Below are 24,626 nucleotides of genomic sequence, written 5' to 3'. Positions count from 1 at the left end.
TGACCCGCGGGGCGCGCGTCAGGCGGAGACGCCCACGCTCCGCGCGGCCTGCTCGGCGCGCACGAGGTGGCCGGCGGCGCCGCGCAGCGCCGTGGCTGCGGCGCAGGCGACGGCGGCCTGGGGCGAGTGGAAGTCGATGCCGCGCTCGGCGAGCGCGTCGACGACCCGACCGGCCACGAGGGTGTCGGCGACGCTCACGCGCAGCGAGCCGTCGGGCCAGGCATCGCCGGCGGCCGCGATCGTGATGGATGCGCGGCGACCCAGGCGCGCCTGCTCGGCGAGCACGACCTCCGCGATCGCGTCGGCGCCCTCGAGGGTCGCTGCCAGCACGAGCCCCGCGGGGGCCGCCCGGAGCGCGTCGCCCGTGGGGCCGGCGTCGGCGTCCGCGACGATGACGACGTCGGCGGGGTGGGCTCGCAGCGCCTGCGGACCCCACTCGAGCTGGACCTGGTACTCGGCGGACATGCTGGCGACTGTAGGTCAGCGCCGCGTGCTGCTGCGCGCGGGCTCGTCACACTCCGTCACGGATGGTCCGGCACGCGGTGGGCGCAGCGCACCGTCGACGCAGCGCGTGGTCAGCGCAGCGCGCCGAGGTGGGCGAGCGCCGTGCGCACGAGCGCGCCGCGGCCACCCTCCATCTCGGAGGTGACGATCTCGGACGCCGCCTGGTCGGGGGTGAGCCACGTGAGCTCGAGCGCGTCCTGGCGCGGCTCGCACGTGCCGGTGACGGGCACGATGAAGACGAGCGACACGGCGTGCTGACGGTCGTCGTGGTACATGCCGTCGGCGGGCAGCGGCATGTACTCGGCGACGTGGAACGGCGTCGGGCACGGCGGCAGCTGCGGGAACGCCATCGGCCCGAGGTCCTTCTCGAGGTGACGGTCGAGGGCGTCGCGCAGCGTCTCGCCGTGCATGACGCGGCCCGACACGATCGTGCGAGCGATGGCGCCGGATGCGCCGACGCGCAGCAGCAGGCCGATGTCGGTGACACGGCCGTGGCCGTCGAGGCGCACGGGCACGGCCTCCACGTAGAGCATCGGCAGCCGACGCCTCGCCTCGGCGAGGTCGTCGTCGCTCAGCCAACCGGGATTGCGATCGGGGGTGCGCACGGACATGCCTCCCATGGTCGCATCCCCCGACGGCTTCCGCCCGCCGCCACCACGACCGGCCACCGCCCCGCCCTCGGCGCCCTCCGGTCCCGACTGGTCACCGCTGCACCCCGACTGGTCACCGTTCGACCTCGACTGGTCGCGGTTGCACCTCCAGGCGGCCCCTCGAGGTGCAACCGTGACCACCGTCGGCCGCACGCGTCCTAGGCTGGCGCCGAGCGCCGCGGCGCGCACGAGAGGAGCGGGCCATGCCCACCTTCACCACCACGCTCATCCAGCAGGGCAACAACGTCGGCATCGAGGTGCCGGAGGAGGTCGTCACGAGCCTCGAAGCGGGCAAGCGCGTGCCCGTCGTCGTCACGCTGAACGGCCACGTCTACCCGTCGACGATCGCCGTGATGGGTGGACGCTTCCTCATCCCCGTCTCGGCGCAGATCCGAGCGGACGCCGGCGTCGCGGGCGGCGAGACGCACGACGTGACGATCGAGCACGACACCTCCAGTCGCGACACTCCCGTCCCCGACGACCTCGCCGCCGCGCTCGACGCCGCCGGAGTCCGAGCGCGATTCGACGCGCTGTCGCCCTCGCGACGCAAGGAGCACGTGCGGCAGGTGACGAGCGCCAAGGCCGAGGAGACTCGGGCTCGCCGCATCGCGACGATCGTCGGAGGCCTCGCATGACCGACGCGACCACGATGCATCCCCTCGACGCCGACGCCGTGCTCTGGCGCGACGGCATCGACGGCCGTGCGGGCTCCGACCTGCTCGTCGTCATGCACGGGATCGGCAGCCACGAGGGCGACCTGTTCGCGCTCGCCCCCTTCCTCCCGGAGCACCTGACGATCGCGGCGCTGCGCGCACCGCTGCGCTACGGACCGGGCCACGCCTGGTACGCGGCGGGCTCGCAGATGTCGACCGATGCCACGCTCATCGACGCGTCCGCGCGCGGCGTGCTCGCGTGGCTCGACGGGCTGGAGGACGAGTTCCGCTCGGTGTCCCTGCTCGGGTTCTCGCAGGGCGGCGCGATGACGCTGCAGCTGCTGCGCCTCGCGCCCGAGCGGTTCGCCGCCGTCGTGCAGCTGTCGGGGTTCGTGTTCCGCGGCGCGAGCGAGGGGGATGCGGCGCTCGCCGCCGCCGAGCCGCGCGTGCCCGCCTTCCAAGCCTGGGGCACGCAGGACGACATCATCGCCCGTGACGCCACGTCGCGGACGGTCGCCTGGATGCGCGAGCACACCGACGTCGAGGCGCACGAGTACGCGATGTCGCACTCGATCGTGCAGGAGGAGCTGCGCGACGTCGCGGCCTTCCTCGAGCGGGTGCTGCCGGCCTCCGGCCGCTGATCGGCCGGCGGCCGCCGGAACCGCGGCTGAGCGGCGGGCCAGGTGCGCATTCCGTCCCACGGGCCGCTCAGGCGTGGATCCGGCGGCCTCCACGTGGGGCACCGCCATCGAAGCCCGGCCGATCGCAGAGCCCGGCGAATCGCCGTGCGGCCGCCGGGATCGCGTCGGATCGCCGGGCGGCCGCCGGGTTCACGGCTGAGCGAGAGGCCAGGCCCGCATTCCATCTCGCGGGCTGCTCAGGCGTGGATCCGGCGGCCTCCACGTGGGGCACCGCCATCGAAGCCCGGCCGATCGCAGAGCCCGGCGAATCGCCGGGCGGCCGCCGGGTTCACGGCTGAGCGAGAGACCAGGCGCGCATTCCATCTCGCGGGCCGCTCAGGCGTGGATCCGGCGCCCTCCACGTGGGGCACCGCCATCGAAGCCCGGCTGATCGCAGAGCCCGGCGGATCACCGGGCGGCCGCCGGGTTCACGGCTGAGCGAGAGGCCAGGCCCGCATTCCACCTCACGGGCCGCTGAGGCGTGGATCCGGCGGCCCCTACGTGGGGCACCGCCATCGAAGCCCGGCTGATCGCAGAGCCCGGCGGATCGCCGGGCAGCCGCCGGGATCCTGACGAACAGTCCGGCGGCCGCCGGGATCGCGGCTGAGCGGCGAGCCAGGTGCGCATTCCATCTCGCGGGCCGCTCAGGCGTGGATCCGGCGGCCTCCACGTGAGGCACCGCCATCGAAGCCCGGCTGATCGCAGAGCCCTGCGGATCACCGGGCGGTCGCCGGGATCACGGCGGATCACCGGGCGGCCGCCGGGATCGCGGCTGAGCGGCGAGCCAGGTGCGCATTCCATCTCACGGGCCGCTCAGGCGTGGATGCGGCGGCGCGGGCGCGCGGCCCGTGCCGCAGAGGACCGGGGAGGCGCAGTGGTGCGGAGGAGCCCGGCAGCCGCGCAGCCCGGCAGCCGCGCAGCCCGGCACCCGCGCAGCCCGGCAGCCGCGCAGTCCGACAGCCACGCAGCCCGGCCGCGCAGCCGGGCAGCCGCACCCGCCCTAGCGGGACGAGCGGGGCGAGCGGCCGCGGACGATGCCGGCCAGCGCCTGCACGTCGTCGCCGTCGCGCGTGCGCAGCCAGGCGAGCGCGACGGTCGTCGGCGGGAGGTCGACGACCGGCAGGGAGGCGACGTCGCGACGGTCGTGCAGGCGCGCGAGCGACTGGGGCATCGTCGCGATGCCGACGCCCGAGGCGACGACCTCGACGAGCTCGGACCAGGTCATCGTGCCCCGCTCGAGGAGGGGCGAGTCGGCGAGGTCGGCGAGCGCCACCTCGTCGAGGTCGGCGGCGGGGTGGTCGATCGGCACGACGACGAACGCGCGCTCGTCGTACAGCCGCACGACGTGGAGGTCGTCGCCCGCGACCGGCAGGCGCACGATGGCGGCGTCGGCCGAGCCGTCGCGCAGCGCGACCTCCTGCTCGGCCTCGTCGACGAGCTCGTGCTCGAGCGGCTGCGGCATCTGCTCGGCCCACGCGCGGATCCACTTCGCGGGCGTCGCTCCCTCGACGTAGCGCAGGCGGAAGGGCTCGGTCGGCACGACGACGGGCGCCTCGACCGGCGCCGGCCTGCTCGGGCGCGCCTTCGGACGCTCCGCGCGTCGCTGCGCCGCCGGCCGCGCGGGCCGTGCCGGTCGCCCGCGGCCCTTCACCAGGCGCGCTCCAGCACGACCGACTGCTTCGCCGTCGTGAATCCGAGACGCTCGTAGAGGCCGACGGCCCCCGTGGGCGACTCGGAGTCGACGTCGAGCACCGCCCGCTCGAGGCCGGCGTCGCGTGCGGCCTCGAGGGTGCGCGTGAGGACGCGCGGGGCGATGCCGAGGCCGCGGTGGTCGCGGACGACGCCGACGAGCGCGACGTAGACGGACGTGTAGCCGGCGACCTCGGCGTCGTCGGGGTCGTGCTCGGCGAGGGAGAACCCGACGATGCGGTCGCCGTCGACGGCGACGGCGGACAGGTCGGCGCGCACCACGGGCCGCGCCGCGAAGCGCTGCCACCGCTCGGGCGTCGTCGGCTGCGAGCCCCAGTGGTCGCGGAAGGCGTCGTTGCGGGCGATGCGGCCGGCCTCGACGAGGTCGGGCGTGAACGGCACGATCGTGAGGTCGCCGTCGTCGAGCGGCTCGATGGGCTGCGACAGGTCGCGGTGCAGGTCGGTGAAGTACCGGGCGATCGCGTAGCCGGCTCCCGTCAGGAACGGCACGACCGACGTGTCGGCCCCGGCCCACACGTGCAGCTGCGCCGGCAGCGCGTCGTCGCCGTGTGCGCGCAGCTGCTCGGCGGCACGACGCTCCTGCCACGCGAGGAGCGCGGCGCCGATGCCCTCGCGTCGCGCCTCGGGCACGACGCTGCCGCCGAGGTAGGCGCGGCGCACGTCGACCTGGCCGGGCGGCAGGATCGACGAGCCGACGACGACCACCTCGCCATCGCGCTCGCCGACCACGAGGTCGTGCGCGGGATCGACGTGGCTGACCTCGAAGTCCTCGACGACCTCCTGCAGCGGGATCTGGAACTCGGGGTGGTCGACGCGCGCCGCGCGGTTCATCGCGACGTGCATCGCAGGTGCGTCCTCGACGGTCGGTCGACGCCACGCGACGCCCGCGACGGCCTCGGGCAGCCCTGCGGGCCCGAGGTCGGGGACGCGTGCGGAGATGGGGGCGATGCTCATGCGTCGAGCCTACGGCGGAGCGCGAGCGGCGACGCGACGTCGCACCCGGACCACCTCGAGGCATCCGATGCCATCCCCTTGCGCGTCGAGACGCTTCTACGCGAGAAGCAGTGCTGCTCGCAACGCCCTGCCGAGAAGCGCTGCTCCACTCCTAGCGTCCGAGCAGCGGCGTCCCCCAGCGCCCGGCAGGTGGAAGGACGACTCCGATGGCGGTGAGCGAGACGGCGGCGACGGCGACGACGGACGAGACGCACGAGGGGCGCGAGGCTCGTCGAGCCCGAGGCAGGGCATCGGGCGGAGGCCCGCCGACGCCGCGCAGGACGGTGCCGTGGCGAAGGACCATGCGCGGCCGGGAGGCGATCGCCGGCTACCTGTTCATCAGCCCCTGGCTGCTCGGCTTCCTCGTCTTCACGCTCGGCGCGATGGTCTACAGCCTCGTCATCTCCTTCAGCAGGTACCAGCCGGCGACGGGCGTCGCGACGCCCATCGGCACGGCCAACTACGAGCGCCTCTTCGAGGACCCCATGGTCGCGACGGCGCTCGGCAACACGCTCTACTACGCCGTGCTCGCCGTGCCGCTCGAGGTGTGCGTCGCGCTCGGGCTCGCGCTGCTGCTCAACGGCGTGCGGCGAGGCTCCGGCGTCTTCCGCACGATCTTCTACCTGCCGAAGATGACGCCCACCGTCGCGACGGCATCCGTGTTCCTCCTGCTCCTCAACGGCAACCAGGGTGCGATCAACCGCGGGCTCGCGGCGATCGGCATCGACGGGCCGCAGTGGCTCGTCGACCCCGCCTGGATCAAGCCGTCGATCGTGCTCATGACGGTGTGGGGCGTGAGCGGCACGATGGTGATCTTCCTCGCGGCGCTGCAGCAGGTGCCGCGCGACCTGTACGAGGTCGCCGAGCTCGACGGCGCCGGCCGCATCCGCCGCTTCTGGTCGATCACGCTGCCGATGATCTCGGGCGCGATCTTCTTCAACGTCCTCGTGCTCACGATCGCGGCGTTCCAGATCTTCGACCAGGCGTTCCTGCTCTTCCATCGCGATCAGGTGCAGGCCTCGTCCGACGCGTCGGTCTTCTACGCGATCTACCTCTTCCAGCAGGCCTTCCGGCAGTTCGACTTCGGCTTCGCCGCGGCGATGGCGTGGCTGCTGTTCCTCATCGTCCTCGTGATCTCGCTCATCCAGGTCCGCGTGGGCAACCGCTTCGTCTACTACGAGAGCGAGCGCTGACATGTCGACCTCGACGCAGACCACGACGGCCGTGCAGACGGCTGCCGTCGCCCCCACCCCGCGTCGTCGCGCACGCGGCGGCGGCGATCGCCCGCGTCCGCTCACCGGCTGGGGATGGGCGGGCCAGATCCTGCGCTGGGCGCTGCTGCTCGGCTGCTCGGCGCTCTTCCTCTACCCGCTCGTGTGGCTCGTCGCCGCGAGCCTCAAGCCGCGCGGCGAGGTGTTCGACAACCGGCTGTGGCCCGAGACGTTCTCGCCGGAGAACTACGTGGAGGTGTTCTCCGAGCTGCCGCTCGCCGCATGGGTCGGCAACAGCGCGCTCATCGCGGTGCTCGCCGCGGTGCTCGTGGCGGTGTCGTCGTCGCTCGTGGCGTTCGGCTTCGCGTACTTCCGCTTCCCCGGCCGCCGCATCCTCTTCGGGCTCGTGCTCGCGACGATGATGCTGCCCGGCGCCGTGACGCTCGTGCCGCAGTACCTCATCTGGAGCGAGCTGGGCCTCGTCGGCACGAACGTGCCGCTGTGGGGCGCGAACCTCTTCGGCTCGGCGTTCTACATCTTCCTGCAGCGCCAGTTCTACCTGGGCCTGCCGCGCGAGCTCTTCGAGGCGGCGACGGTCGACGGGCTGCGACCGTGGGGCATGTTCTGGCGCATCGCGTTCCCGCTGTCGGTGCCGTCGTTCATCATCGTGCTGCTGTTCGAGTTCCAGGCGTCCTGGAACAACCTGCAGGCGGCCATCATCTACCTCAACACCGGATCGGCGGACGGCTACACCGTGCCGCTGGGCATCGCGAGCGCCATGACGCGCTTCAGCCCCACGAACGGCGGCCACGGCGACTACCAGTACGTCATGGTGGCGGCGCTGCTCGTGACGCTGCCGATGCTCATCCTGTTCGCGTTCGGGCAGCGCTACTTCGTGCAGGGGATCGCGACCCAGGGTCGGAAGGGCTGAGCCCGGTCGCGGCGGCGACGAGCGCCGCCGCGATCGCGCGCGCCGTCGCGGTGTCGCGGACGCGCTCGCGCAGCCGCATGGCGAGGTCGCCGGTGATGACGAGCAGCAGCTGCTCGGCGAGGGCGTCGGCGTCGGTCGCGCCGGCCTCGGCTGCCGCATCCCGCAGTCGCGTGCGGAGGGCGTCGGTGTCGAGGCGCACGGCGCCTGCGACCTCCGCGGGGGCGTGCGGATGCTCGGCGGCCGCGCCGAGGAAGGCGCACCACCGCGATCCGGCCGGGCGGTCGCGGAAGGCGTCGAGGGCGTCGAAGACGGCGAGGATGCGGCCCTCGGGCGTCGTGGCGGCGTCGATCGCCTCGTCCCAGCAGGCGAGCCATGCACGATGGCGTCGCTCGAGGACGGCGCCGAGCAGCGCCTCCTTGCTCGTGAAGCCGCGGTAGAGGGTCGCGCTCGAGACGCCTGCGCGCTCGAGCACGGCGTCGACGGGGGTGGCGATCGTGCCGTTCGTGGCGAAGAGGGCCTCGGCGGCGTCGAGGATCCGTCGCTCGGTCGACGTGCGCAGGGCCATGGCAGCACCCTAGACTCACGAAAGTGAAACGTGCGTTTTTGTTCTTGGGCTCGCCGCTGCCGGTGGCGGCCGCGGCGATGGCGCTCGTCGCGGCGACGTACGGGCTCGTGCGCCTCGCCTACGGCCTGCTGCTGCCCGACGTGCAGGCCGAGCTCGGGCTCGGCGTCGCGGCGGCGGGAGCCGCGTCGGCGGGCGCGTCCGTCGTCTACTGCCTCTGCGCCGCAGTCGGCTTCGTGCTGGCAGCACGGCTGCCGAGGGCGCTGGTGGCAGCGGCCGCGACCGGCGCCGCCGTCGGTGCGGTCGGCATGGCGACGGCCGGTGACGCGACCGTCTTCGCCTGCTCGGCGATCCTCGCCTCCTCGGGCGCCGGCCTCGCCTCCCCCGCGCTCGTCGCCCTCCTGCAGCGCGACCGGGCCGCGGCACCGCATCCGCGCCTGCAGACCGTCGTGAACGCGGGCACGGGGCCCGGCCTCGTCGCCGCGGCCGCGCTCGCGATGCTGCTGCCGGACTGGCGGCTCGTGTGGCTCGTCGCCGCCGTCGTCGCGGTCGCGGCCGCCGTCGCGACCCTCCTCCTCCATCGCCCTGCGAGCGCGGGCGGGTCGGATGCGGCGCTCGCACCGTCGGCGCGGTGGCTGGCCGCGCACGTGTCGGCGATCGCGGGGGCGCTGCTGCTCGGCGTCGGCTCGGCGGCAGCGTGGAGCTTCGGCCGCTCGATCCTCGTCGACGCCGGCGCGAGCGACACCGCGTCCCTCGTGGCGTGGGTCGGCATCGGCGTCGGCGGCACCGTCGTCGTCGCGACGGCCCGACCGCTCGAGCGGCTCGGACCGCGCGGCGCATGGCTGCTCACCGCCGGCGCGACGGGTGCGGCGACGGCCGCGCTCGCCGCGGGGGCGAGCGTCACGGCGCTCTCGCTCGTCGCGTGCGTCGTCTTCGGCTGGGGCTACACCGCCGCATCCGGAGCCCTCATCGGCTGGACGGCGTCGATCGACCCGGGCCGGGCGGCCGCCGGCACCGCGATGCTGTTCGTCGTGCTCGTGCTCGGCCAGGCCGTCGGCGCTGCGGCCATCGGGGTCGTCGCGGAGGGGGTGGGACTCGCGGTCGCCTTCGCGGCCGCGGCCGTCGTCACGGCCGGGGGTGCCGCCGCCGCCCTCGTCGCGCGTGCACCCCGTCACGCCGCACGCGTCGCGGCAGACTGAGGGCATGACGACGCGCATCCTGCTGCTGAGCGACACGCACCTGCCCACGCGCGCGGCCGCGCTGCAGGAGCAGGTGTGGGGGCTCGTGGAGGACGTCGACCTCGTCGTGCACGCCGGCGACTGGATCGAGGCGTCGCTGCTCGACGAGCTCGAGCGCCGCGCCGCGCGGCTCGTGGGCGTCGCCGGCAACAACGACGGCGAGGAGCTGTGGAGCCGGCTCGGCGAGGTCGCGCACGTGGAGGTCGAGGGCGTGCGCATCGGCGTCGTGCACGAGACCGGTGCGGCGACGGGTCGCGAGCGCCGCTGCGACGCGCGCTTCGGCCCCGACTCGGAGACGCCGTGCGACGTGCTCGTCTTCGGCCACTCGCACATCCCCTGGGACACGACGACGCCCGCGGGCCTTCGCCTGCTGAACCCCGGCTCGCCGACGGACCGCCGGCGGCAGCCGGTGGGGACCGTGATGACGCTGGTGGTGCACGACGGGGTGGTGGGCGACGTGACGCTGGTGCCGACGCCGCGGTGATGGGTGGGGGGCGGCGAGTGGTCGCGTCCCTGCTGACTGGTCACGTCCTGCGTCGAGAGGTCACGATCGGAGGCCGAGAGGTCCAGATCTGGACCGTTCGCCCGTCGAGTGGTCCAGATCTGGACCATTCGGCGGAGCCGGCCCGCAGAACGCGACCACTCGGCGACGGCGAACCGCAGAACGTGCCCACTCGGGGTCGACCGCTCGGCGAGAGCGACCGCGAGCACGAGCCGCAGGACGGGCCCGCTCGGCGCACCGAGCGGGCCCACCACCCCTACGACGTGCCGGCCACCTGCTCGTAGGCGCGCATCGCCGCATCCTGCGCGTCGGCGAGGGCGTCCTCCGGGGTCGCCTCGCCCAGCAGCGACGACAGCACGGCGTCCTGCAGCTCGGACTGCAGCTGCTGGCCCGCGGGCGTCGCGCCGAACGAGACGCCGTCGGCCGCGACGTCGTAGTACGCCTGGATCGTCGCGTCGAAGCCGGGGTAGCCCGTCGCCTGCACGAACTGGTCGCGCACCGCCTCGTCCGCCGCGGGCGAGCCGGTGAAGATGCCGGCGTTGATGCCGTTGCGCTCGGGCTCCGCCGCCGTCGTGTCGGCACGGGCCTGGCCCGCCGCGAGCCACGCGTCCTGCGAGGTGAGCTCGAGCATCCATGCGCATGCCGCCGACGGGTGCTCGGCGCCGATGGGGATGACGAACGCCTGGCCGCTCCCAGCCGTGAAGGGCGAGCCCTCGGCGTCGAGCAGCGGCGTAGCGCCGATCTGCACCTGGTCGGCGTACGGCGTGAGGACGTTGACGTACCACTGGTCGAAGACCGCGGCTCCGACCTGGTCGGTCACGTACGGGTTGCCGTCGCCGAAGAGGTCGAACGCATCGACGAACGAGCGCACCTCGGCGTAGCCGCCCTGCGCGTCGTACACGCGCTGCAGGAACTCGATCGCCTCGACGTTCGCCGGGTCGTCGAGCGCGGGCATGCCCTCGTCGTCGACGATGCTGCCGCCGAACGCGAGCATCCACAGCGCCGCCTTCGAGACGCCCTGCGGGTCGAAGCCGATGCGCGTGGGCGTGCTGCCCTCGAGCACCGTCATCTGCTCGGCAGCCGCGACGATGCCGTCGAGGTCGGTCGTGTCGAACGCGGATGCGTCGAGGCCCGCCTGGGCGAGCACGCGCTCGTTGAGCAGCACGAGCGGCGGCTGGTAGAACTGCGGCACACCCCACATCTGGTCGTCCCACGTCACATCCGCCGCCACCTGCGGGTACCACTGCTCGTCGGCGTCGACGTCGTGCAGGGCGAGGCACTCGTCGAGCGGCACGATGAGACCCTGCGCCGCGTAGGTGGCGACGAAGTTGCGGTCCATCTGCACGACGTCCGGCAGGTCGCCGCTCGCGGCCTGCGCCGTGAAGCGTTGCGCGTCGAACGCCGCGGCGTCGACCTCGACGTCTACCTCGTCGAGCGCGGCCGCGGCATGGTCGAGGCGCGACTGCCCGACGTCGTCGGCGTTCTCGAAGCCCCACACCTGCACCGTCTCCTCGAGCTCGTCCGAGAACGAGACCGGGCCGGACGCGGAGCCCCCGCCGCATCCCGTCATCGCGAGCACGGCGACGCCCCCGATCGCCATCACCGACATCCTGCCTCCGCGCATCCGCACGCCTCCTCGTCGTCGAGCCTCGGCCGCCCCACGGCGCCATGAGCCAGACGCTAGGGAGCGCGCTCGGCGTGCCGGGAGGCCGTTGCACGGAGGAGGAGAACGTGCTTCTGCGTCTGAAGGGATGGTCGCCTCGGCGCAGGCTCGGACGCGGATGCCGGGGCCTCGCGCCGCGCGGACGTCCCCGCGTACCGTGGACGCCATGGCACCGCTGCAGCCGCTCCTCGCCCTCCCCGCCGACGGCATGCCGGAGTGGCTGCGCATCGCGATCGGCGTCATCGTCGTCGGCGCCACGCTCGTCGGCATCGGCGCGATGATCTCGGCGCTGCGCCGCAACCGCGACCTGCAGGACGGCGCGCCGCCCCTGCCCCATCGGCCCTGGTCGCGACCCGACGAGCCCGGCTTCGACGCCCGGATGCCGGGCCCGCCCTCGCCCGTCGCCCCCGACGACGCGACGCTCGAGCAGCGCCTCGACGAGATCGACGCCGCCCACGCCGAGGGGCGCATCGACGCGACCGAGCGAGAACGTGCTCGGCGCGACCTGCTGGGCGACGACCCCGACGGGGATCGCTGACGGAGACGACCGCGCGCCGGAGGCGAGGTCCTCCCGAACGCGGCACGCGGCGATCCCGAGCAGCGGCGTCGCCGAGCGCCGTGCGCAACCCGGGTGGCGACGCCGCCCCGAGCACGAGAGGGTGGACGCATGACCGATCTCGATGAGGCATTCGTGGACGCGGTGGCGCAGACCGCCCTCCACGTCGACCACCGCGGCACCGACGTGCTGCTGCGAGCACCCGGCATGGAGCCCGCGGGCGCCGTCGGCGGGCCGCCCGTCTCCGCGCCGAGCGACGACGAGGACGGCGACGACCACGGCAACGAGGTGCGCCTCGACGGCGGACGCCCCGACATCGCGCTCGAGGTCGTCGTGGGCGGCCGCACCGTCGGCGCGATCGTGCCCGTCGGCGACGGCTACGGCGTGCTCATGATGCCCGAGGACGGCGACGAGCCCTCCGGCGAGCAGGAGACCCTCGAGGACGCGCTCGACGAGCTCGGCGTCTGACGCCGACGACGCCTGCGAACGACGGAAGCCCCGACCTGATGGTCGGGGCTTCTCGTTGGCGGTGACGGTGGGATTTGAACCCACGGTGGAGGGTTACTCCACACAACTTTTCGAGAGTTGCACCTTCGGCCGCTCGGACACGTCACCGCGGTCGAGGATACACAGGTCGGGGCCCGGTCCCCAAAACGTCTCCCCGGGCGGGGCTCAGACCGCGGGCAGGGTGCGCACGCGCGCGCGATCGACGAGCGTGCGGGTCGGATCGGTCTCGACGTCCTCGAGGCGTGCGCCGTCCTCGGTCCAGCCGTAGCGCTCGTAGGCCTGCTCGGCGGGCGCGTTGCCCTCGAGCACCCACAGGTAGGCGTGCGTGCAGCCCGCCGCCGCGAGCCGGCGCTCGACCTCGGAGACGAGCGCGCGGCCGACGCCCGAGCGCGCGGCCGCCGGGGCGACGTAGAGGCCGGCGAGCTCGCCCCATCCCGCGCGATCGGCGGCGCGAGCGGGGCCGAACGTCGCCCACCCCACGACCTCGGCGTCGCGCTCGGCGACGAGCAGCTCGTGCCGCACGTCGCCGTCGGTGCCATCCCCGCGCAGCGAGCGCGCGATCCACTCGCCCCACGACGCGGTGCGCGCATCGACGTCGAGCGCGTCGAGCACCGCGTCGCCGACGAGGCCGCGATACGCGTGCTGCCACGCCCCGACGTGGATGCGGGCGACGGCTGCCGCGTCGGCAGGCCGGCCGTCGCGCACCATGACGGTCACGAGACCGCCTCCGCGAGGTCGCGGATGCGCCGGCGCTCGAGCAGCGGCACGAGCACGCCGCCGTACCCGAAGCGCTGATCGATCCACGAGTGGCCGTCCTCGCGCCAGCCGCATCGCTCGTAGAAGCGCGCCGCCCGATCGTTGCCGTCGAGCACGTACAGGCACGCTCGCTCGAAGCCGCCGTCGCGCAGCGCATCCTCGGCGGCGGCCATGAGCGCCCGGCCGACGCCGGACGACCACGTGCTCGCGACCGCGTAGATCGCGTACAGCTGGCCGTGGCCCGGCAGGTCGTCCTGGTCGGTGGCGCCGACGCTCGCCCAGCCGACGACGGCGCCGTCGCGCTCGGCGACGAGGTCGATCGCGCGCGGGTCGGCATGCCGCTCGTCCCACAGCGTCGCTCGGCGCTCGGCGTTGCGGTCGACGTCCATGCGCTGCAGCAGCGGCGCCGGCATGAGGTCGGCGTAGGCGGCGCGCCACGTCTCGACCTGCACGGTCGCGATGGCGCGGGCGTCGTCGACGGTCGCGACGCGCACGGAGACGGGCTGCTCGGGCATCCCCCGACGGTAGCGGCCGGGTCGTCGCCGGCCTCGGATGCCGGGCCGCTCGGCCGGGTCGACGGGTGGGGCCCGCCGGAATCACGACTGAGCGGGACCTCGGCTGCAATGCGCAGCCGACGACGCGCTCAGCCGCGGATCCGGCGGCCACCCCGTCCGGCGCTGGCCACGATGCACGCGCCTGCTCGAGGATCTCGGCACCAAGCCCGCCGGAATCCCGGCTCAGCGACACGTCGGCTGTACTGCGCAGCCGACGACGCGCTCAGGCGTGGATATGGCCGCCATCCCGTCTGGCTCGGCCACGATGGACGCGCCTGCTCGCGGAGCTCAGCACATGGCCCGCCGAGATCACGGCTGAGCGACACGTCGGCTGCGATGCGCATCCGGTGCACCGCTGGGGCGTGATCGCGGCGGTGCCTCGCCGCATCCGCCGAACGCTGCCTCTGCCGGTCGGTCCGCATCGATGCGCGGACGCCCGCCGTGAGGATGGCCGCCGATCGGGGTCGACGCATTGCCCCGCGGCCCGGGTCGGCGCATGGCCGCGCGCGCCCGGGTCAGCTCCCGGGTCAAGCGCCCGGGTCAGCGACCGGCCGCGCGGGGGCCGAAGCCCTCCCAGCCGGCGGCGTCGACGACGCAGAGGCGGTTGCCCTCCGGGTCCTCCATGATCACGAAGTCGGCGTCTTCGGGGCGGCGATCCCACGGCACGACGACCGCGCCGAGCGCTTCGAGCCGCGCGACCTCGGCGCGCTGGTCGTCGGCATAGAGGTCGAGATGGATGCGCGGCGGCAGCACCCGCTCGCTCGGCATGGCGTCGAGCGAGACGTTCGGCCCGGAGCCCGTGCGCGGTCGCAGGAGGGCGAAGTCGACGTCGATGGGCTCGCGCACGCGGTAGTCGAGGGCCGCCGACCAGAACGCGATCTGAGCATGGAGGTCGTGCACGCGGATGACGATCGACCCGACCACGAGCATGCGGTCACCCGACGCTCGCCCGCCGACCAGGGCGACGACGGAGTCCGCAGATGACGAGGAAGGCGACGACGGAGTCGGTCGAGGACGAGGAGGGACGACCAGGCCCGCGACGGGACACCACGGCGACGACGACGCGGTCGGCCGCGTGAGGCCGACGATGACCGTGGCCGCGACCGGGCGACGGCCCGACGGGCCACCGGCGACCACGACGACGACGGCCCCGGCGGCCTGCCGCGACCGCGCCGCCGAGGGCGGCGGCCCGTGTGGGCGGCGGGAGGTAGCGTGCAGGGCATGCCCAAGAACGACGCGCGATTCCGCTGCTCCGAGTGCGGCTGGACGACGGCGAAGTGGGTCGGACGCTGCGGCGAGTGCCAGCAGTGGGGCACGGTCGAGGAGGTCGGGGCCGCGGCGGCCGACCGCGTCAAGGCGGCCTCCATCCCCGCCATGCGGCGCGCGCGTCCCATCACCGAGATCGACGTGTCCGACGCCCCGCGCTGGGCGAGCGGCATCGGCGAGTTCGACCGCGTGCTCGGCGGCGGCATCGTGCCCGGCGCGGCGGTGCTGTGCTCGGGCGAGCCCGGCGTCGGCAAGTCGACGCTGCTGCTCGAGGTCGCGAGCCGCGCGGCGCGATCGGGCCGACGCGTGCTCTACGCGAGCGCCGAGGAGTCCGTCGCGCAGGTGCGCCTGCGCGCCGAGCGCACGAACGCCCTGCACGAGCAGCTGTACCTCATCGCCGAGACCGACCTGTCGCAGATCCTCGGCCAGATCGCGGCCGTCGAGCCCGACCTCGTCATCGTCGACTCGGTGCAGACGGTCGCCAACGCCGACAACGATGCGATCGCGGGCGGGCCGAGCCAGGTGCGCGACGTCGCCAACGCCCTCACGCGCCTCGCGAAGACGACGGGCATCCCCATCCTGCTCGTCGGCCACGTCACGAAGGACGGCACGATCGCCGGCCCCCGCGTGCTCGAGCACCTCGTCGACGTCGTCATGCACTTCGACGGCGACCGGCAGACGGCGCTGCGCTTCGTGCGCGCCACGAAGAACCGCTTCGGCCCGACGGACGAGATCGGCTGCTTCGAGATGACGGGCGAGGGCATCGCCGAGGTGCCCGACCCCTCCGGCCTCTTCCTCTCCCGCCAGACGGCACCAGACTCCGGCTCGTGCGTCACGGTCGCCCTCGAGGGGCGTCGGGCGATCCCGGTCGAGATCCAGGCGCTCGCCGTCACGTCGTCGGCGCCCAACCCGCGCCGCGTCGTCAACGGCGTCGACGCGTCGCGCGTCGCGATGCTGCTCGCGGTGCTCGAGAAGCGCGTCGGCCTCCGGCTCGCCGACCGCGACGTCTACGTGTCGACCGTCGGCGGCATGCGGCTGCACGAGCCGGGCGCCGACCTCGCCATCGCCCTCGCGATCGTCTCGTCGGTGCGCGACGTGCCGCTGCCCGCCCGGCTCGTCGCCGTGGGCGAGCTGTCGCTCGCCGGCGAGATCCGCCCGGCCACGTCGTCGCGGCAGCGCGTCGCCGAGGCCCGCAGGCTCGGCTACGAGCACGTGCTCGACGACGGCGCGGTGCACCTGCGCGGCGCGGTCGAGACGATCACGCTCCTGTCCGACGCGTTGCGCGAGCCCGCGGGCGTCCGCGAGTTCTAGCGCCTGCGGCGATGCCGCGCCACCGCACGGCAGACAGAGGCGATCCATGGGCGCATCTGCGAGCCTGGTCACGTGGGGGATGACGCGAGCATGACCGAGACCAGCAGGTTCCCGTGGCATCTCGTCGTCGCGGCCGCGACGGCGATCGCCGTCGGCGCCGGCGTGCGCGCCCTGCTCGCGCAGCTGCGACTCTTCACGATCGTCGAGTGGGGCGTCGCGGTGCTCGTCGGCTTCGTCGCCGGCCTCGTGGCCGCCAACGTCGTCCTCGCCCGCTCGCGACGTCGTGCGCGCGACGCGAGCACGCAGCCGTCCGCACGCTAGGAGGGCCACGACGCCGGCTGCGACGGGAGATCGCAGCCAGCACCGTGGCCCGGTGCTCGAGGAGCCGACCCGCTCCTCGAGACGTCAGTCCTGCACGCCCTTCGACGTCACCTCGGTGTCGATCGTGCCGGTCGCGGCGCCCGCATCCAGCGTCCTGCCGAGGAAGAAGCCCGGCTCGCGCACGCGCTGCACGATCATGATGATCGCGCCGAGCACGAGCACGACGACACCGAGCACGAACACGAGCCCCAGGCCGCCGATCGACGAGCCCGAGCCGTAGTCCGGGTCCATCGAGTCGACGAGCGTCGTCACGAACAGCACGCCCAGCACGACGCCGCCCACGAGCGGGAAGACCAGCTGGAACATGGCGTTGCGGAACGACTGGAACCACGTCGTGCGGAAGTACCAGACGGTCGCGAACGCCGTGAGGCCGTAGTAGAAGCAGATCATCATGCCGAGCGCCGTGATGGTGTCCCACAGCACGTTCTCGCTCACGAACCGCATCACGGCGTAGAACGCGGATGCGACGACCGCGGCGACGAGCGTCGCGAACCCTGGCGTCTTGAAGCGCGACACCTCGGCGAACCGCGACGGCAGCGCGCCGTAGTGGCCCATCGCCAGCAGGGTGCGCGCGGGCGAGACGAACGTCGACTGCAGCGACGCCGCGGACGACGACAGCACCGCGAGCGACACGAACGCCGCGAGCGGGCCGAGGATGGGGCCGGCGAGCGCGAAGAAGACGTTGTCCTGGATGTCGGGGTTGCCGAGGCCGAACTCGCCCTCCCCCGTGCCGGCGAAGGCCGTGAGGCCGACGGCGAGCAGCAGGTAGAGCACGACGATGATGACGACCGTGATCGTCGCCGCCCGCCCGGGCGTGCGCTCGGGATCCTTCGTCTCCTCGTTCATCGTGAGGGTGACGTCCCAGCCCCAGAAGATGAAGATCGACAGCGACAGGCCGGCGACGAGCGACGAGAACGAGTCGATCGCGAACGGGTCGAACCACGACGGCGAGATGGGCGTCGCGTCGAACGCCGTGCCGTTCGCGACGTGCACGAACGCGGCGATCGCGAAGACCACGAGCACGAGCACCTGGAAGCCGACGAGCACGTACTGCACGCGCTGCGTCGTCTGCATGTCGCGGTAGGCGATGAAGGTCGCGCCGGCCATGAACGCGAGGCACGTGACGACGTTGACGAGCGGATTCGTCGCGATGTCGGCGATCTCCGCCTGGCCGGTGATCTGCGCGATCAGCAGGTAGAGGAAGTCGACGGCGATGCCGGCGAGGTTCGACAGCACGAGGATCGTCGCGGCGATGAGCCCCCAGCCGGCCATCCAGCCGACGTAGGGGCCGAAGGCGCGCGTCGCCCACGTGAACGACGTGCCCGAGTCGGGGATGACGCTGTTGAGCTCGCGGTACCCGAACGCCACGAGCAGCATGGGGATGAAGCCGAGCAGGATGATGGCGGGCGCCTGCGATCCGACGGCGCTGACCGTCGGCCCGAGCGCCGCGGTCAGCGTGTAGGCGGGTGCGATGCACGAGATGCCGATGACGACGGCACCGATGAGCCCGACGGAGCCCTTCGCGAGCCCCTTCGTCGCGACCTTCTGGGTCGCGATCTGGCTGCTCACGAGACGCTCGCGCGCGACGCGTCGAGCGCTGCGACGACGTCGGCCGCCGCGGCCCAGCCGGAGCGGATGCCGCCGTCGACGTGCTGGAAGCCGAGCCCGGCGAAGTCCGAGCAGGCCCAGTGGATGGGGCCGACGGGCGTGCGCTGGTCGGCGCCGTACCGGCTGAGGCCGCCGAGGTCGTACGAGGCGCCGTACGCGCCGCGCGTCCACTCCTCGGTGCCCCAGTCGCTCTCGTAGTAGACGACGGGGTTCGCCGCCTCGGGACCGAAGTAGGCGGCGAGGTCGGCGAGGATGCGCTCCCGGCGCTGCTCGGCATCCATGGCGAAGACGCCGTCGGCGTGCTCGTCGGAGACGAACCCGACGAGCGTGCCGCGCTCGTCCTCGTGGTTCGTGTTGTCGTACGCCTCGTGCACGAGCAGGTACGGGCTGAACGCCGTGCCCGACAGTCCGTCCTCGCGCCAGAACGGGCGGTCGTAGACGGCGTGGACCTTGATGACGAGCCCGAACGACAGGTGCTGGTGCAGCTGGTGCTGACGACGCGGCAGCGGCGGCTGGAAGTCGATGCGCGGGATGAGCGTCGGCGGCATGGCGACGATCGCACGTCGTGCGCGCACGACGACGCGGTCGCTCGTGACCACGACGCCGTCGGGCGTGTGCTCGAGGCGGCGGACGGGCGTGCCGGTGCGCACGCGCTCCCCCAGGCGCTCGGCGAGCGTGAGCGGCACGCGCTGCAGGCCGCCGACGACGCGGCGATCGAGGATGAACTCGGAGTCGACGAGGTTCGAGAACGATCCGGCGGATGCGGCCATGAGCACCGCCTGCAGCGCGCTGAACGCGTGCGCGGGCTTCGTGAGCATCGCCTCGCCGATGAACATGGCGATGTGGCGGCAGGCGACCTCGTCGCTCGACTGCTGCGCGAGCCACGCCGCGAACGACACGGTGTCGAGCTCGCGGGCCCGCGGGTGCGCCCACGGCTCCTCGGCGCCGATGTCGGCGACGAGCTCGTCGAGCAGCGCCGTGAGGCGCTCCATCTCGGCGACGGTGTCGTCGGCGACGGGCAGCTGCTCGCCGGTGAAGCGGATGCGCTCGCCCGCGCCGTCGACGTAGACGCTCTCGCCCGCGCGGTAGCGCTCGAAGGTCTCGAGCCCCAGCGTCTCGACGGTCTCGAGCAGCGCCGTCTGGTCGGGCGACACCCACTGGCCGCCGAGCTCGAGCAGCGTGCCGCCGATGACCTCGGTCCAGAGGCGCCCGCCGACGCGCTCGCGCGCCTCGAGCACGACGACGTCGTGGCCCGCCTCGACGAGTCGGGGGGCGGCCGAGAGTCCGGCGACCCCGGCTCCGATGACGACGACATCGGCGTCGATGTGCTCGATCTGCTGCGGATCACTCATCCTGTGGGCTCCTTCACGATGGATGTCGTCGCATCCTATGCCCGCGCTCGACGGAATCGGTAGCGGTGGCGACTGCGATGTCACGCGGTGGCGTGCATCGCGCTCGTGAGCCGGCACCGCGAGCGCAGAGGCGGAGCGTCGCGTCGCGCGCGCCGCGAGCACGGACCCGGCAGCCCCCCGCCGCGCCGGGCGCGCTCCCGCCCTGGGACGACTCCGCCGAGGCCCCAGCCCTCCGGCGGCCGGCCGGCCGCCCGCGTCGGCGGCGTCAGGACAGGATGATCTGCTGCTCGGATGCGCTCTGCACGCCCGAGACCGTGATCGACAGGTGGTAGCTCGCGCCGCCGGCGACGACCTGGTCGCGAGGCGACGCGCACGTCTCGGGCGAGGACGCCGTGCGATCCCACACCACGGGGATCGTGCGTTGCGGGACGCCCGGGGCGAGCTCGACGATCTGGTCGACCTGGTCGACGGGGCAGTCGCTCGAGCGGAAGACGACCTGGTCGCCCGTGCGCACCTGGTACGACTGCTGCGTCGTGCCGACGTTGAGCCTGCAGGGGTCGCCCGAGACGTTCTGGATCTGGAACGACATCTCGACCGGCTGCCCCGCCGCGTACGTCACGGCGTCGGTGATGGGCGTCACGAGCACCTGGTCGGGCGTGCACGCCGCCGAGCCGTCGCCGTCCTCCGGGATGCCGCCGATGGGCGTGTACTGCTGGGTCGCCGTGGGGCTCGGGCTGGGGGTGGGCGACGCCGACGGGGTCGGCGAGGCCGACGGCGCCGGGTCGGCCGCGGCGTCCGCCGCACCCTGCCACGGCCGCAGCATGAGGGCGACGACGACGAGCGCGGCCACGACGAGCACGAGCAGCATCGCGAGCGTGCGACGTCGGCGTGCGACGGCCTGCCGCCGCCTGCGCTCCCTGTCCGTCGTCACCTCACAAGGGTAGGTGGCGAGGCGGCGTCAGAGCCGCTTCACCATGCGGGTGTTGCCGAGCGTGTTCTGCTTCACGTGCGCGAGGTCGAGGAACTCGGCGATGCCGTCGTCGTGCGAGCGCAGCAGCTGCTGGAACACCTCGGGCGGCACGACCTCGTCGGCCACGGCGTCGAAGCCGTGCCTGCCGAAGAACGCCGTCTCGAACGTCAGGCAGAACAGGCGCGAGAGGCCGAGGCCCGCCGCGCGCTCCTCGAGGGCGTCGAGGATCGCGTGGCCGACGCCCGCGCCGTGCACGTCGTCGGTCACGGCGATCGTGCGGATCTCGCCGAGGTCCTCCCACATCACGTGGAGCGCGCCGCAGCCGACGACGCGGCCGTCGAGCTCGGCGACCACGAACTCCTGCACGGCCTCGAAGAGCGTCACGAGCTCCTTGCCGAGCAGGATGCGGCGCTGCACGTAGGGCTCGATGAGGTCGCGCATCGCGCGGACGTCGGTCGTGCGGGCCTGACGGACGACGACGGAGGGCATGCCTCCACGGTAGCGGCGCCGCGACGCCCCGCCCGCCCACGCGCGAGACCCCGACCCACGGCCGCCCCGCCGCCCGCCGCCCGAGGCGCGGCTGCCTCGGGCCCCGAGGCACGGCTGCTAGCGTCGCGGCATGCGTGGGGCGGACAGGATCGGCGCCGCGCTCACCGCCGCCCTCACCGCGTCCGAGACGCCGCCGCCGCCCTCGACGCTCCTCGGCATCGTCGCCCAGGCGATCGGCGCCGAGCGCTGCGAGCTGCGGCTGGGCACGAAGACGCTCAGCTGGAGCGCGCGCGACGCGCAGGAGGGCGACGACGCCAGCACGCTCGCGCTCGGCGCGAACCCCGACGTCGTGGCGACCGTCGCGCCCGCCCGTGCGATGCCGTCGGCCGCCGCATGGCAGCCGCTGCTCCTGCTGCTCACGCCCTACGCCGCCGAGGACGCCACCTGGCACGCGCGGCGCAGGCAGCAGGAGGCCATGGGCCGCGTCGACGACGTGCGCTGGCGCGCGTCGGCCGACATGGAGCACGAGCGCCGACGCCTCGAGCGCGACCTCCACGACGGGGCGCAGCATCACCTCGTCGCCCTGCGCATGTCCATCGCCCTCGCCGACCATCTGCACGGCGAGCCGGGAGGCGACGCCCGGATCGCCGCGCTCGGCGAGCAGCTCGACGCCGCGGAGGCGCTGCTCATCGCGACCGCGCGGGGCGTGCTCCCGAAGGTGCTCGCCACCACGGGCCTGCGCGGCGCGCTCGGCGAGCTCGCCGGCGGCGACGTCGCGGTGCACGCCGACGTCCCGCGGCTCATGCCCGCGGTCGAGTCGGCGCTCTACTACCTCGCGCTCGAGGCCGTCAGCAATGCGCGCAAGCACGCGCCCGGCGCCTCCGTCGCCGTCGACGCACGCGTCGAGGACGGACGGGCGATCGTCGAGATCCGCGACGACGGGCCCGGGTTCGTCGTCGGCGACGACGTCGGCGGCCTGTCGTACCTCGCCGATCGCATCGAGGCGATCGACGGCACCCTGGAGGTGCGCTCGGCACCCGGCGCGGGCACGCGGGTCATGGCATCCGTGCCCTGCTGACGCACGACGCTCAGCGCGCGAGCAGGCCCTCGGCGCTGCGCTGCAGCAGGTCGGCGGCCCTGCGGCTCGCGCTGTCGAGCCCGGGCCTCGCCGCCACCTGACGCCAGCGCTCGAGCGCTGCGAGCGCCGCGGCCCGCAGCGCGTCCCGCCCGGCGTCGGCGACGAGGCCGAGCCGCATGTGCGCCTCGCCGCCCTCGGCGCCGGCGAGCCGCGCGGCGACGGCGTCGACGACGACGGGCGCCGTGCCGCGCGCGACGTCGTCGAGCAGCGCGTCCTCGGTCAGCTCGTGGGCGTCGGCGCGCAGCTCGTCGACCTGCCAGCGCAGCTCGGGCGTGCCCGCCTGCGCCGCACGCTCGGCGAGCCGCTCGAGCACCCGCCGCGCCGCGAGCACGGGCGCCCTGGCAGCGAGCGCCGCCACGGCGTCGGCGGGCGCGATGCCGTCGCGGAAGAGCAGCGTGCGCTGCGGGAGCCCCTCGGCGAAGTCCGCACGCGGCGCGAGCGCGCAGACGACGGCGTCGACGACGCCCCAGCGACCCGCCCGATCGGTGATCTCGGCCGCGAGCGCCGCGTCCGGCGCGGCATCGCACAGCACCGTCTGCACGCCGGGCATGGGAGCGGGAGGCGGACCCTGCACGACGAGCAGCGCGATGGGCGCCTCGAGCGCGTCGCGACAGGCCTCGAGCTCGTCGTGCGGCAGCCCCGCCGCCTCCACGAGCGTCGCGACCCTGCCGTGCACGGGCCGCGACGCGATCTGCCGTCTGCCGATGGGCAGCGACGTCACCTCGCTGCGGTCCGGCATCGACACGGTGACCTCGACGACGCCGGCGCCGCCGTCGCGCGGTCGCACGACGAGCTCGCCGCCGAGGGATGCGATGCGCTCGGCGCCCGCGGCGAGCGCTCGGTCGATCGACGCGGCGTCGAGCGGCCCCGTGCTCGCGACGGTCGCGACGAGCTCGGCGCCCCGTCGGAGCGCGACGGCGACCGGCGAGCCCGCGCGCGCGATCGCCTCCATCGCGCCCGCGACCGCGTGGTAGAAGCCGGACTCGATGTCCCATCCGGCCCTGCGCCCCAGGTCGCCGGCGACGTCGACGCGCACGGGCAGCGCCGCCGCGAGCTCGCGCAGGGTCTCCTCGACCCCGCGCTCGGGCAGCATCGCGGGGAAGACGCCGCGCACGGCGTCGCGCAGGTCGTCGATGAGCCGCTCGGCGAGCGCGTGGATCGCAGGCCACTCGAGCGCGCCCGCAGGCTGGTCGAGCAGGCTGCGCAGCGCCGCGAGGTCGTGGACCGTCGCGGTCGTGATCGTCTCGACGAGGCGGATGCGCTCGGTCTCCCGCACGCGGGCCGCGCGCACCTGCGCGCGCTCGGCCTCCGTCGCATGCTGCACGGCGTCTCGTCGTGCGCGCTCGAGGGCCCGCATGCTGCGCTCGGCGCGCGCCGTCGCGCCCAGCCAGACGCAGGTCTCGTCGAGCAGCCGCCGGCGACGCGCGGTGCCGAGATCCGGCCGGGGCCGGATCTCGAGCACGCCCACCCCGGGCACGGGATGCCGCTCGCCGTCGCCCAGCGCCGTGACCGCGTCCTCCTCGCGCCAGGCCGCGAGCTCCTGGTGGTGGCCGTCGTCGAAGCTCCGCAGCAGCCGCAGCTGCGGCGCGGCGCCTCCGCGGGCCGCGACGCCGCGCGCGAGGTTCTCGAGCAGCGCGGGCACGAGCGACTCGCGCGGCGTCGATGCGAGCACGTCCGCGACCTCGCGCGGTGCGGCCTGCGGCGTCATCGCTCGCCGTCGCCCCGCTGCGCCTGCAGGTAGCTGAGCACGGCGAGCACCCGGCGGTGGTGCATCGTCGCATCCTCGGGGATGCCCAGCTTCACGAACAGCGATGCGACGTGCTTCTCGACGGCCTTGACCGAGACGAACAGCTCCTCGGCGATCGAGCGGTTCGCACGGCCCTCCGCCATGAGGCGCAGCACGTCGAGCTCGCGCGGGCCGAGGCCGCCGACCGCGCCGTCGCGATGCTCGCCGATCTCGACGAGCCTGCTCGCGAGCACGGGCTCGATCACGATCTCCCTCGCCCGGATGCGCTCGAGCGTGTCGTTCAGCATCTGCACGCCCGCGATGCGCTCCTTGAGGCGGTAGCCGATGCCCTCCGTGCCGATCGTGAGCATCGTGCGCAGGTAGTGCGACTCGGCGTAGTGCGACAGCAGCAGCAGGCCCACGGCGGGATGCCGCCTGCGGATGGTGGCGGCCGTCGTGAGGCCGCCCTCCTCCCCCGGCGGCATGCGGATGTCGAGCACGGCGATGTCGACCGCGCGCTCGTCGAGCGTCGCGAGCAGCGCGTCGCCGTCGTCGTGCGCGGCGACGACCTCGTGCCCCGCCGCCCCGAGCAGCAGCACGAGACCCTCGCGGAACAGCACGCCGTCGTCGGCGATCGCCACCAGCATCGATGCCTCTCCGACCCGTCGGACGCCCCCGCTCCGGCGGGTGCACGAGCAAGGCTATCGGGGGCCGA

General features: G+C 74.1%; 26 protein-coding genes and 1 tRNA gene. 11 read left to right on the top strand and 16 right to left on the bottom strand.

Features of this window, described 5'->3' with window-relative positions; translation table 11 throughout:
* Positions 1-18: 18 nt before the first annotated feature.
* Entirely contained in the window at positions 19-465 is a 447-nt protein-coding gene (locus tag ABD249_RS16055) for a hypothetical protein (RefSeq protein ID WP_344345238.1), read from the bottom strand.
* Between the two features lie 110 nt (positions 466-575).
* On the bottom strand, positions 576-1,115 hold the full coding sequence (locus ABD249_RS16050; protein WP_344345237.1) for an NUDIX hydrolase family protein: 540 nt from the start codon (positions 1,113-1,115) through the stop codon (positions 576-578).
* A 242-nt stretch (positions 1,116-1,357) separates the two neighbouring features.
* On the opposite strand from ABD249_RS16050, the gene ABD249_RS16045 reads away from it, so the two are divergent.
* The gene (locus ABD249_RS16045; RefSeq protein WP_344345236.1) at positions 1,358-1,789 is read left to right on the top strand and encodes a YdeI/OmpD-associated family protein; all 432 of its coding nucleotides are present in this window, start codon (positions 1,358-1,360) and stop codon (positions 1,787-1,789) included.
* Positions 1,786-2,448, top strand: a complete 663-nt coding sequence (locus ABD249_RS16040) for an alpha/beta hydrolase (RefSeq protein WP_344345234.1) — start codon at positions 1,786-1,788, stop codon at positions 2,446-2,448. The genes ABD249_RS16045 and ABD249_RS16040 overlap by 4 nt, the downstream gene beginning before the upstream one ends.
* A gap of 1,039 nt (positions 2,449-3,487) precedes the next feature.
* On the opposite strand, the gene ABD249_RS16035 is transcribed toward ABD249_RS16040, so the two are convergent.
* Entirely contained in the window at positions 3,488-4,027 is a 540-nt protein-coding gene (locus tag ABD249_RS16035; protein WP_344345232.1) for a LysR family transcriptional regulator substrate-binding protein, read from the bottom strand.
* Positions 4,028-4,134: 107 nt separating this feature from the next.
* Positions 4,135-5,151, bottom strand: a complete 1,017-nt coding sequence (locus ABD249_RS16030) for a GNAT family N-acetyltransferase (RefSeq protein ID WP_344345229.1) — start codon at positions 5,149-5,151, stop codon at positions 4,135-4,137.
* A gap of 341 nt (positions 5,152-5,492) precedes the next feature.
* On the opposite strand from ABD249_RS16030, the gene ABD249_RS16025 reads away from it, so the two are divergent.
* Positions 5,493-6,383, top strand: a complete 891-nt coding sequence (locus tag ABD249_RS16025) for a carbohydrate ABC transporter permease (RefSeq protein ID WP_344345226.1) — start codon at positions 5,493-5,495, stop codon at positions 6,381-6,383.
* 1 nt (position 6,384) lies between these two features.
* On the top strand, positions 6,385-7,332 hold the full coding sequence (locus ABD249_RS16020; RefSeq protein ID WP_344345223.1) for a carbohydrate ABC transporter permease: 948 nt from the start codon (positions 6,385-6,387) through the stop codon (positions 7,330-7,332).
* Here ABD249_RS16020 and ABD249_RS16015 read toward each other — a convergent pair.
* On the bottom strand, positions 7,265-7,897 hold the full coding sequence (locus ABD249_RS16015; protein WP_344345220.1) for a TetR/AcrR family transcriptional regulator: 633 nt from the start codon (positions 7,895-7,897) through the stop codon (positions 7,265-7,267). The two genes, ABD249_RS16020 and ABD249_RS16015, sit on opposite strands and share 68 nt — an antisense overlap.
* Positions 7,898-7,920: 23 nt before the next feature.
* Here ABD249_RS16015 and ABD249_RS16010 point away from each other — a divergent pair, with 23 nt between their 5' ends.
* Both ABD249_RS16010 and ABD249_RS16005 read left to right on the top strand, forming a co-directional pair.
* A complete protein-coding gene (locus ABD249_RS16010; RefSeq protein WP_344345217.1) occupies positions 7,921-9,093 on the top strand; it encodes an MFS transporter in 1,173 nt (390 codons plus the stop codon).
* Positions 9,094-9,097: 4 nt separating this feature from the next.
* Positions 9,098-9,616, top strand: coding sequence for a metallophosphoesterase family protein (locus tag ABD249_RS16005; protein ID WP_344345214.1), 519 nt, complete (start codon positions 9,098-9,100; stop codon positions 9,614-9,616).
* A 274-nt stretch (positions 9,617-9,890) separates the two neighbouring features.
* Here ABD249_RS16005 and ABD249_RS16000 read toward each other — a convergent pair whose 3' ends face one another.
* Positions 9,891-11,234, bottom strand: coding sequence for an ABC transporter substrate-binding protein (locus ABD249_RS16000; RefSeq protein ID WP_344345211.1), 1,344 nt, complete (start codon positions 11,232-11,234; stop codon positions 9,891-9,893).
* Between the two features lie 229 nt (positions 11,235-11,463).
* On the opposite strand from ABD249_RS16000, the gene ABD249_RS15995 reads away from it, so the two are divergent.
* Both ABD249_RS15995 and ABD249_RS15990 read left to right on the top strand, forming a co-directional pair.
* Entirely contained in the window at positions 11,464-11,835 is a 372-nt protein-coding gene (locus tag ABD249_RS15995) for a hypothetical protein (RefSeq protein ID WP_344345208.1), read from the top strand.
* A gap of 129 nt (positions 11,836-11,964) precedes the next feature.
* Entirely contained in the window at positions 11,965-12,321 is a 357-nt protein-coding gene (locus ABD249_RS15990; RefSeq protein WP_344345205.1) for a hypothetical protein, read from the top strand.
* Positions 12,322-12,377: 56 nt separating this feature from the next.
* Here ABD249_RS15990 and ABD249_RS15985 read toward each other — a convergent pair.
* From ABD249_RS15985 to ABD249_RS15970, 4 genes are all read right to left on the bottom strand, one after another.
* A tRNA-Ser gene (locus tag ABD249_RS15985) sits at positions 12,378-12,468 on the bottom strand.
* Positions 12,469-12,525: 57 nt separating this feature from the next.
* Entirely contained in the window at positions 12,526-13,068 is a 543-nt protein-coding gene (locus tag ABD249_RS15980) for a GNAT family N-acetyltransferase (protein WP_344345266.1), read from the bottom strand.
* 5 nt (positions 13,069-13,073) lie between these two features.
* On the bottom strand, positions 13,074-13,631 hold the full coding sequence (locus ABD249_RS15975; protein ID WP_344345202.1) for a GNAT family N-acetyltransferase: 558 nt from the start codon (positions 13,629-13,631) through the stop codon (positions 13,074-13,076).
* 579 nt (positions 13,632-14,210) lie between these two features.
* The gene (locus ABD249_RS15970; RefSeq protein WP_344345199.1) at positions 14,211-14,600 is read right to left on the bottom strand and encodes a VOC family protein; all 390 of its coding nucleotides are present in this window, start codon (positions 14,598-14,600) and stop codon (positions 14,211-14,213) included.
* 291 nt (positions 14,601-14,891) lie between these two features.
* On the opposite strand from ABD249_RS15970, the gene radA reads away from it, so the two are divergent.
* Together radA and ABD249_RS15960 are read left to right on the top strand one after the other, a co-directional pair.
* Entirely contained in the window at positions 14,892-16,247 is a 1,356-nt protein-coding gene (gene radA / locus ABD249_RS15965) for a DNA repair protein RadA (RefSeq protein WP_344345196.1), read from the top strand.
* A gap of 90 nt (positions 16,248-16,337) precedes the next feature.
* Positions 16,338-16,568, top strand: coding sequence for a hypothetical protein (locus tag ABD249_RS15960; RefSeq protein WP_344345193.1), 231 nt, complete (start codon positions 16,338-16,340; stop codon positions 16,566-16,568).
* Between the two features lie 84 nt (positions 16,569-16,652).
* Here the strand turns inward: ABD249_RS15960 and ABD249_RS15955 are convergent, their stop codons facing one another.
* From ABD249_RS15955 to ABD249_RS15940, 4 genes are all read right to left on the bottom strand, one after another.
* Positions 16,653-18,197, bottom strand: coding sequence for an APC family permease (locus ABD249_RS15955; protein WP_344345190.1), 1,545 nt, complete (start codon positions 18,195-18,197; stop codon positions 16,653-16,655).
* Positions 18,194-19,570, bottom strand: a complete 1,377-nt coding sequence (locus ABD249_RS15950) for a flavin monoamine oxidase family protein (RefSeq protein ID WP_425546351.1) — start codon at positions 19,568-19,570, stop codon at positions 18,194-18,196. Before ABD249_RS15950 ends, ABD249_RS15955 begins: the two co-directional genes overlap by 4 nt.
* 283 nt (positions 19,571-19,853) lie before the next feature.
* Positions 19,854-20,519 carry a hypothetical protein gene (locus tag ABD249_RS15945; RefSeq protein ID WP_344345187.1) on the bottom strand — a complete coding sequence of 222 codons (666 nt, stop codon included), beginning with the start codon at positions 20,517-20,519 and terminating at the stop codon, positions 19,854-19,856.
* A 27-nt stretch (positions 20,520-20,546) separates the two neighbouring features.
* Entirely contained in the window at positions 20,547-21,047 is a 501-nt protein-coding gene (locus ABD249_RS15940; protein WP_344345185.1) for an amino-acid N-acetyltransferase, read from the bottom strand.
* Between the two features lie 130 nt (positions 21,048-21,177).
* On the opposite strand from ABD249_RS15940, the gene ABD249_RS15935 reads away from it, so the two are divergent.
* Entirely contained in the window at positions 21,178-22,125 is a 948-nt protein-coding gene (locus ABD249_RS15935) for a sensor histidine kinase (RefSeq protein ID WP_344345184.1), read from the top strand.
* A 10-nt stretch (positions 22,126-22,135) separates the two neighbouring features.
* On the opposite strand, the gene ABD249_RS15930 is transcribed toward ABD249_RS15935, so the two are convergent.
* Together ABD249_RS15930 and ABD249_RS15925 are read right to left on the bottom strand one after the other, a co-directional pair.
* Complete coding sequence (locus tag ABD249_RS15930; RefSeq protein ID WP_344345181.1) at positions 22,136-23,893, bottom strand: hypothetical protein; 1,758 nt, start codon at positions 23,891-23,893, stop codon at positions 22,136-22,138.
* Complete coding sequence (locus tag ABD249_RS15925) at positions 23,890-24,558, bottom strand: response regulator transcription factor (RefSeq protein WP_344345179.1); 669 nt, start codon at positions 24,556-24,558, stop codon at positions 23,890-23,892. Before ABD249_RS15925 ends, ABD249_RS15930 begins: the two co-directional genes overlap by 4 nt.
* Between the last annotated feature and the right edge of the window lie 68 nt (positions 24,559-24,626).

This window comes from Agrococcus versicolor, assembly GCF_039531815.1.
GTDB lineage: Bacteria > Actinomycetota > Actinomycetes > Actinomycetales > Microbacteriaceae > Agrococcus > Agrococcus versicolor.
The sequence above is the reverse complement of the archived record's forward strand: the minus strand, read 5'-3'. Positions and strand labels throughout refer to the sequence as shown.

What these genes read in the sequence shown, in the direction of transcription:
- ABD249_RS16055 (WP_344345238.1), bottom strand. Translation starts at nt 465, where the DNA reads ATGTCCGCCGAGTACCAGGTCCAGCTCGAGTGGGGTCCGCAGGCGCTG.
- ABD249_RS16050 (WP_344345237.1), bottom strand. Translation starts at nt 1,115, where the DNA reads ATGTCCGTGCGCACCCCCGATCGCAATCCCGGTTGGCTGAGCGACGAC.
- ABD249_RS16045 (WP_344345236.1), top strand. Translation starts at nt 1,358, where the DNA reads ATGCCCACCTTCACCACCACGCTCATCCAGCAGGGCAACAACGTCGGC.
- ABD249_RS16040 (WP_344345234.1), top strand. Translation starts at nt 1,786, where the DNA reads ATGACCGACGCGACCACGATGCATCCCCTCGACGCCGACGCCGTGCTC.
- ABD249_RS16030 (WP_344345229.1), bottom strand. Translation starts at nt 5,151, where the DNA reads ATGAGCATCGCCCCCATCTCCGCACGCGTCCCCGACCTCGGGCCCGCA.
- ABD249_RS16025 (WP_344345226.1), top strand. Translation starts at nt 5,493, where the DNA reads ATGCGCGGCCGGGAGGCGATCGCCGGCTACCTGTTCATCAGCCCCTGG.
- ABD249_RS16020 (WP_344345223.1), top strand. Translation starts at nt 6,385, where the DNA reads ATGTCGACCTCGACGCAGACCACGACGGCCGTGCAGACGGCTGCCGTC.
- ABD249_RS16015 (WP_344345220.1), bottom strand. Translation starts at nt 7,897, where the DNA reads ATGGCCCTGCGCACGTCGACCGAGCGACGGATCCTCGACGCCGCCGAG.
- ABD249_RS16005 (WP_344345214.1), top strand. Translation starts at nt 9,098, where the DNA reads ATGACGACGCGCATCCTGCTGCTGAGCGACACGCACCTGCCCACGCGC.
- ABD249_RS16000 (WP_344345211.1), bottom strand. Translation starts at nt 11,234, where the DNA reads ATGGCGATCGGGGGCGTCGCCGTGCTCGCGATGACGGGATGCGGCGGG.
- ABD249_RS15995 (WP_344345208.1), top strand. Translation starts at nt 11,464, where the DNA reads ATGGCACCGCTGCAGCCGCTCCTCGCCCTCCCCGCCGACGGCATGCCG.
- ABD249_RS15990 (WP_344345205.1), top strand. Translation starts at nt 11,965, where the DNA reads ATGACCGATCTCGATGAGGCATTCGTGGACGCGGTGGCGCAGACCGCC.
- ABD249_RS15980 (WP_344345266.1), bottom strand. Translation starts at nt 13,068, where the DNA reads ATGGTGCGCGACGGCCGGCCTGCCGACGCGGCAGCCGTCGCCCGCATC.
- ABD249_RS15975 (WP_344345202.1), bottom strand. Translation starts at nt 13,631, where the DNA reads ATGCCCGAGCAGCCCGTCTCCGTGCGCGTCGCGACCGTCGACGACGCC.
- ABD249_RS15970 (WP_344345199.1), bottom strand. Translation starts at nt 14,600, where the DNA reads ATGCTCGTGGTCGGGTCGATCGTCATCCGCGTGCACGACCTCCATGCT.
- radA (WP_344345196.1), top strand. Translation starts at nt 14,892, where the DNA reads ATGCCCAAGAACGACGCGCGATTCCGCTGCTCCGAGTGCGGCTGGACG.
- ABD249_RS15960 (WP_344345193.1), top strand. Translation starts at nt 16,338, where the DNA reads ATGACCGAGACCAGCAGGTTCCCGTGGCATCTCGTCGTCGCGGCCGCG.
- ABD249_RS15940 (WP_344345185.1), bottom strand. Translation starts at nt 21,047, where the DNA reads ATGCCCTCCGTCGTCGTCCGTCAGGCCCGCACGACCGACGTCCGCGCG.
- ABD249_RS15935 (WP_344345184.1), top strand. Translation starts at nt 21,178, where the DNA reads ATGCGTGGGGCGGACAGGATCGGCGCCGCGCTCACCGCCGCCCTCACC.
- ABD249_RS15930 (WP_344345181.1), bottom strand. Translation starts at nt 23,893, where the DNA reads ATGACGCCGCAGGCCGCACCGCGCGAGGTCGCGGACGTGCTCGCATCG.
- ABD249_RS15925 (WP_344345179.1), bottom strand. Translation starts at nt 24,558, where the DNA reads ATGCTGGTGGCGATCGCCGACGACGGCGTGCTGTTCCGCGAGGGTCTC.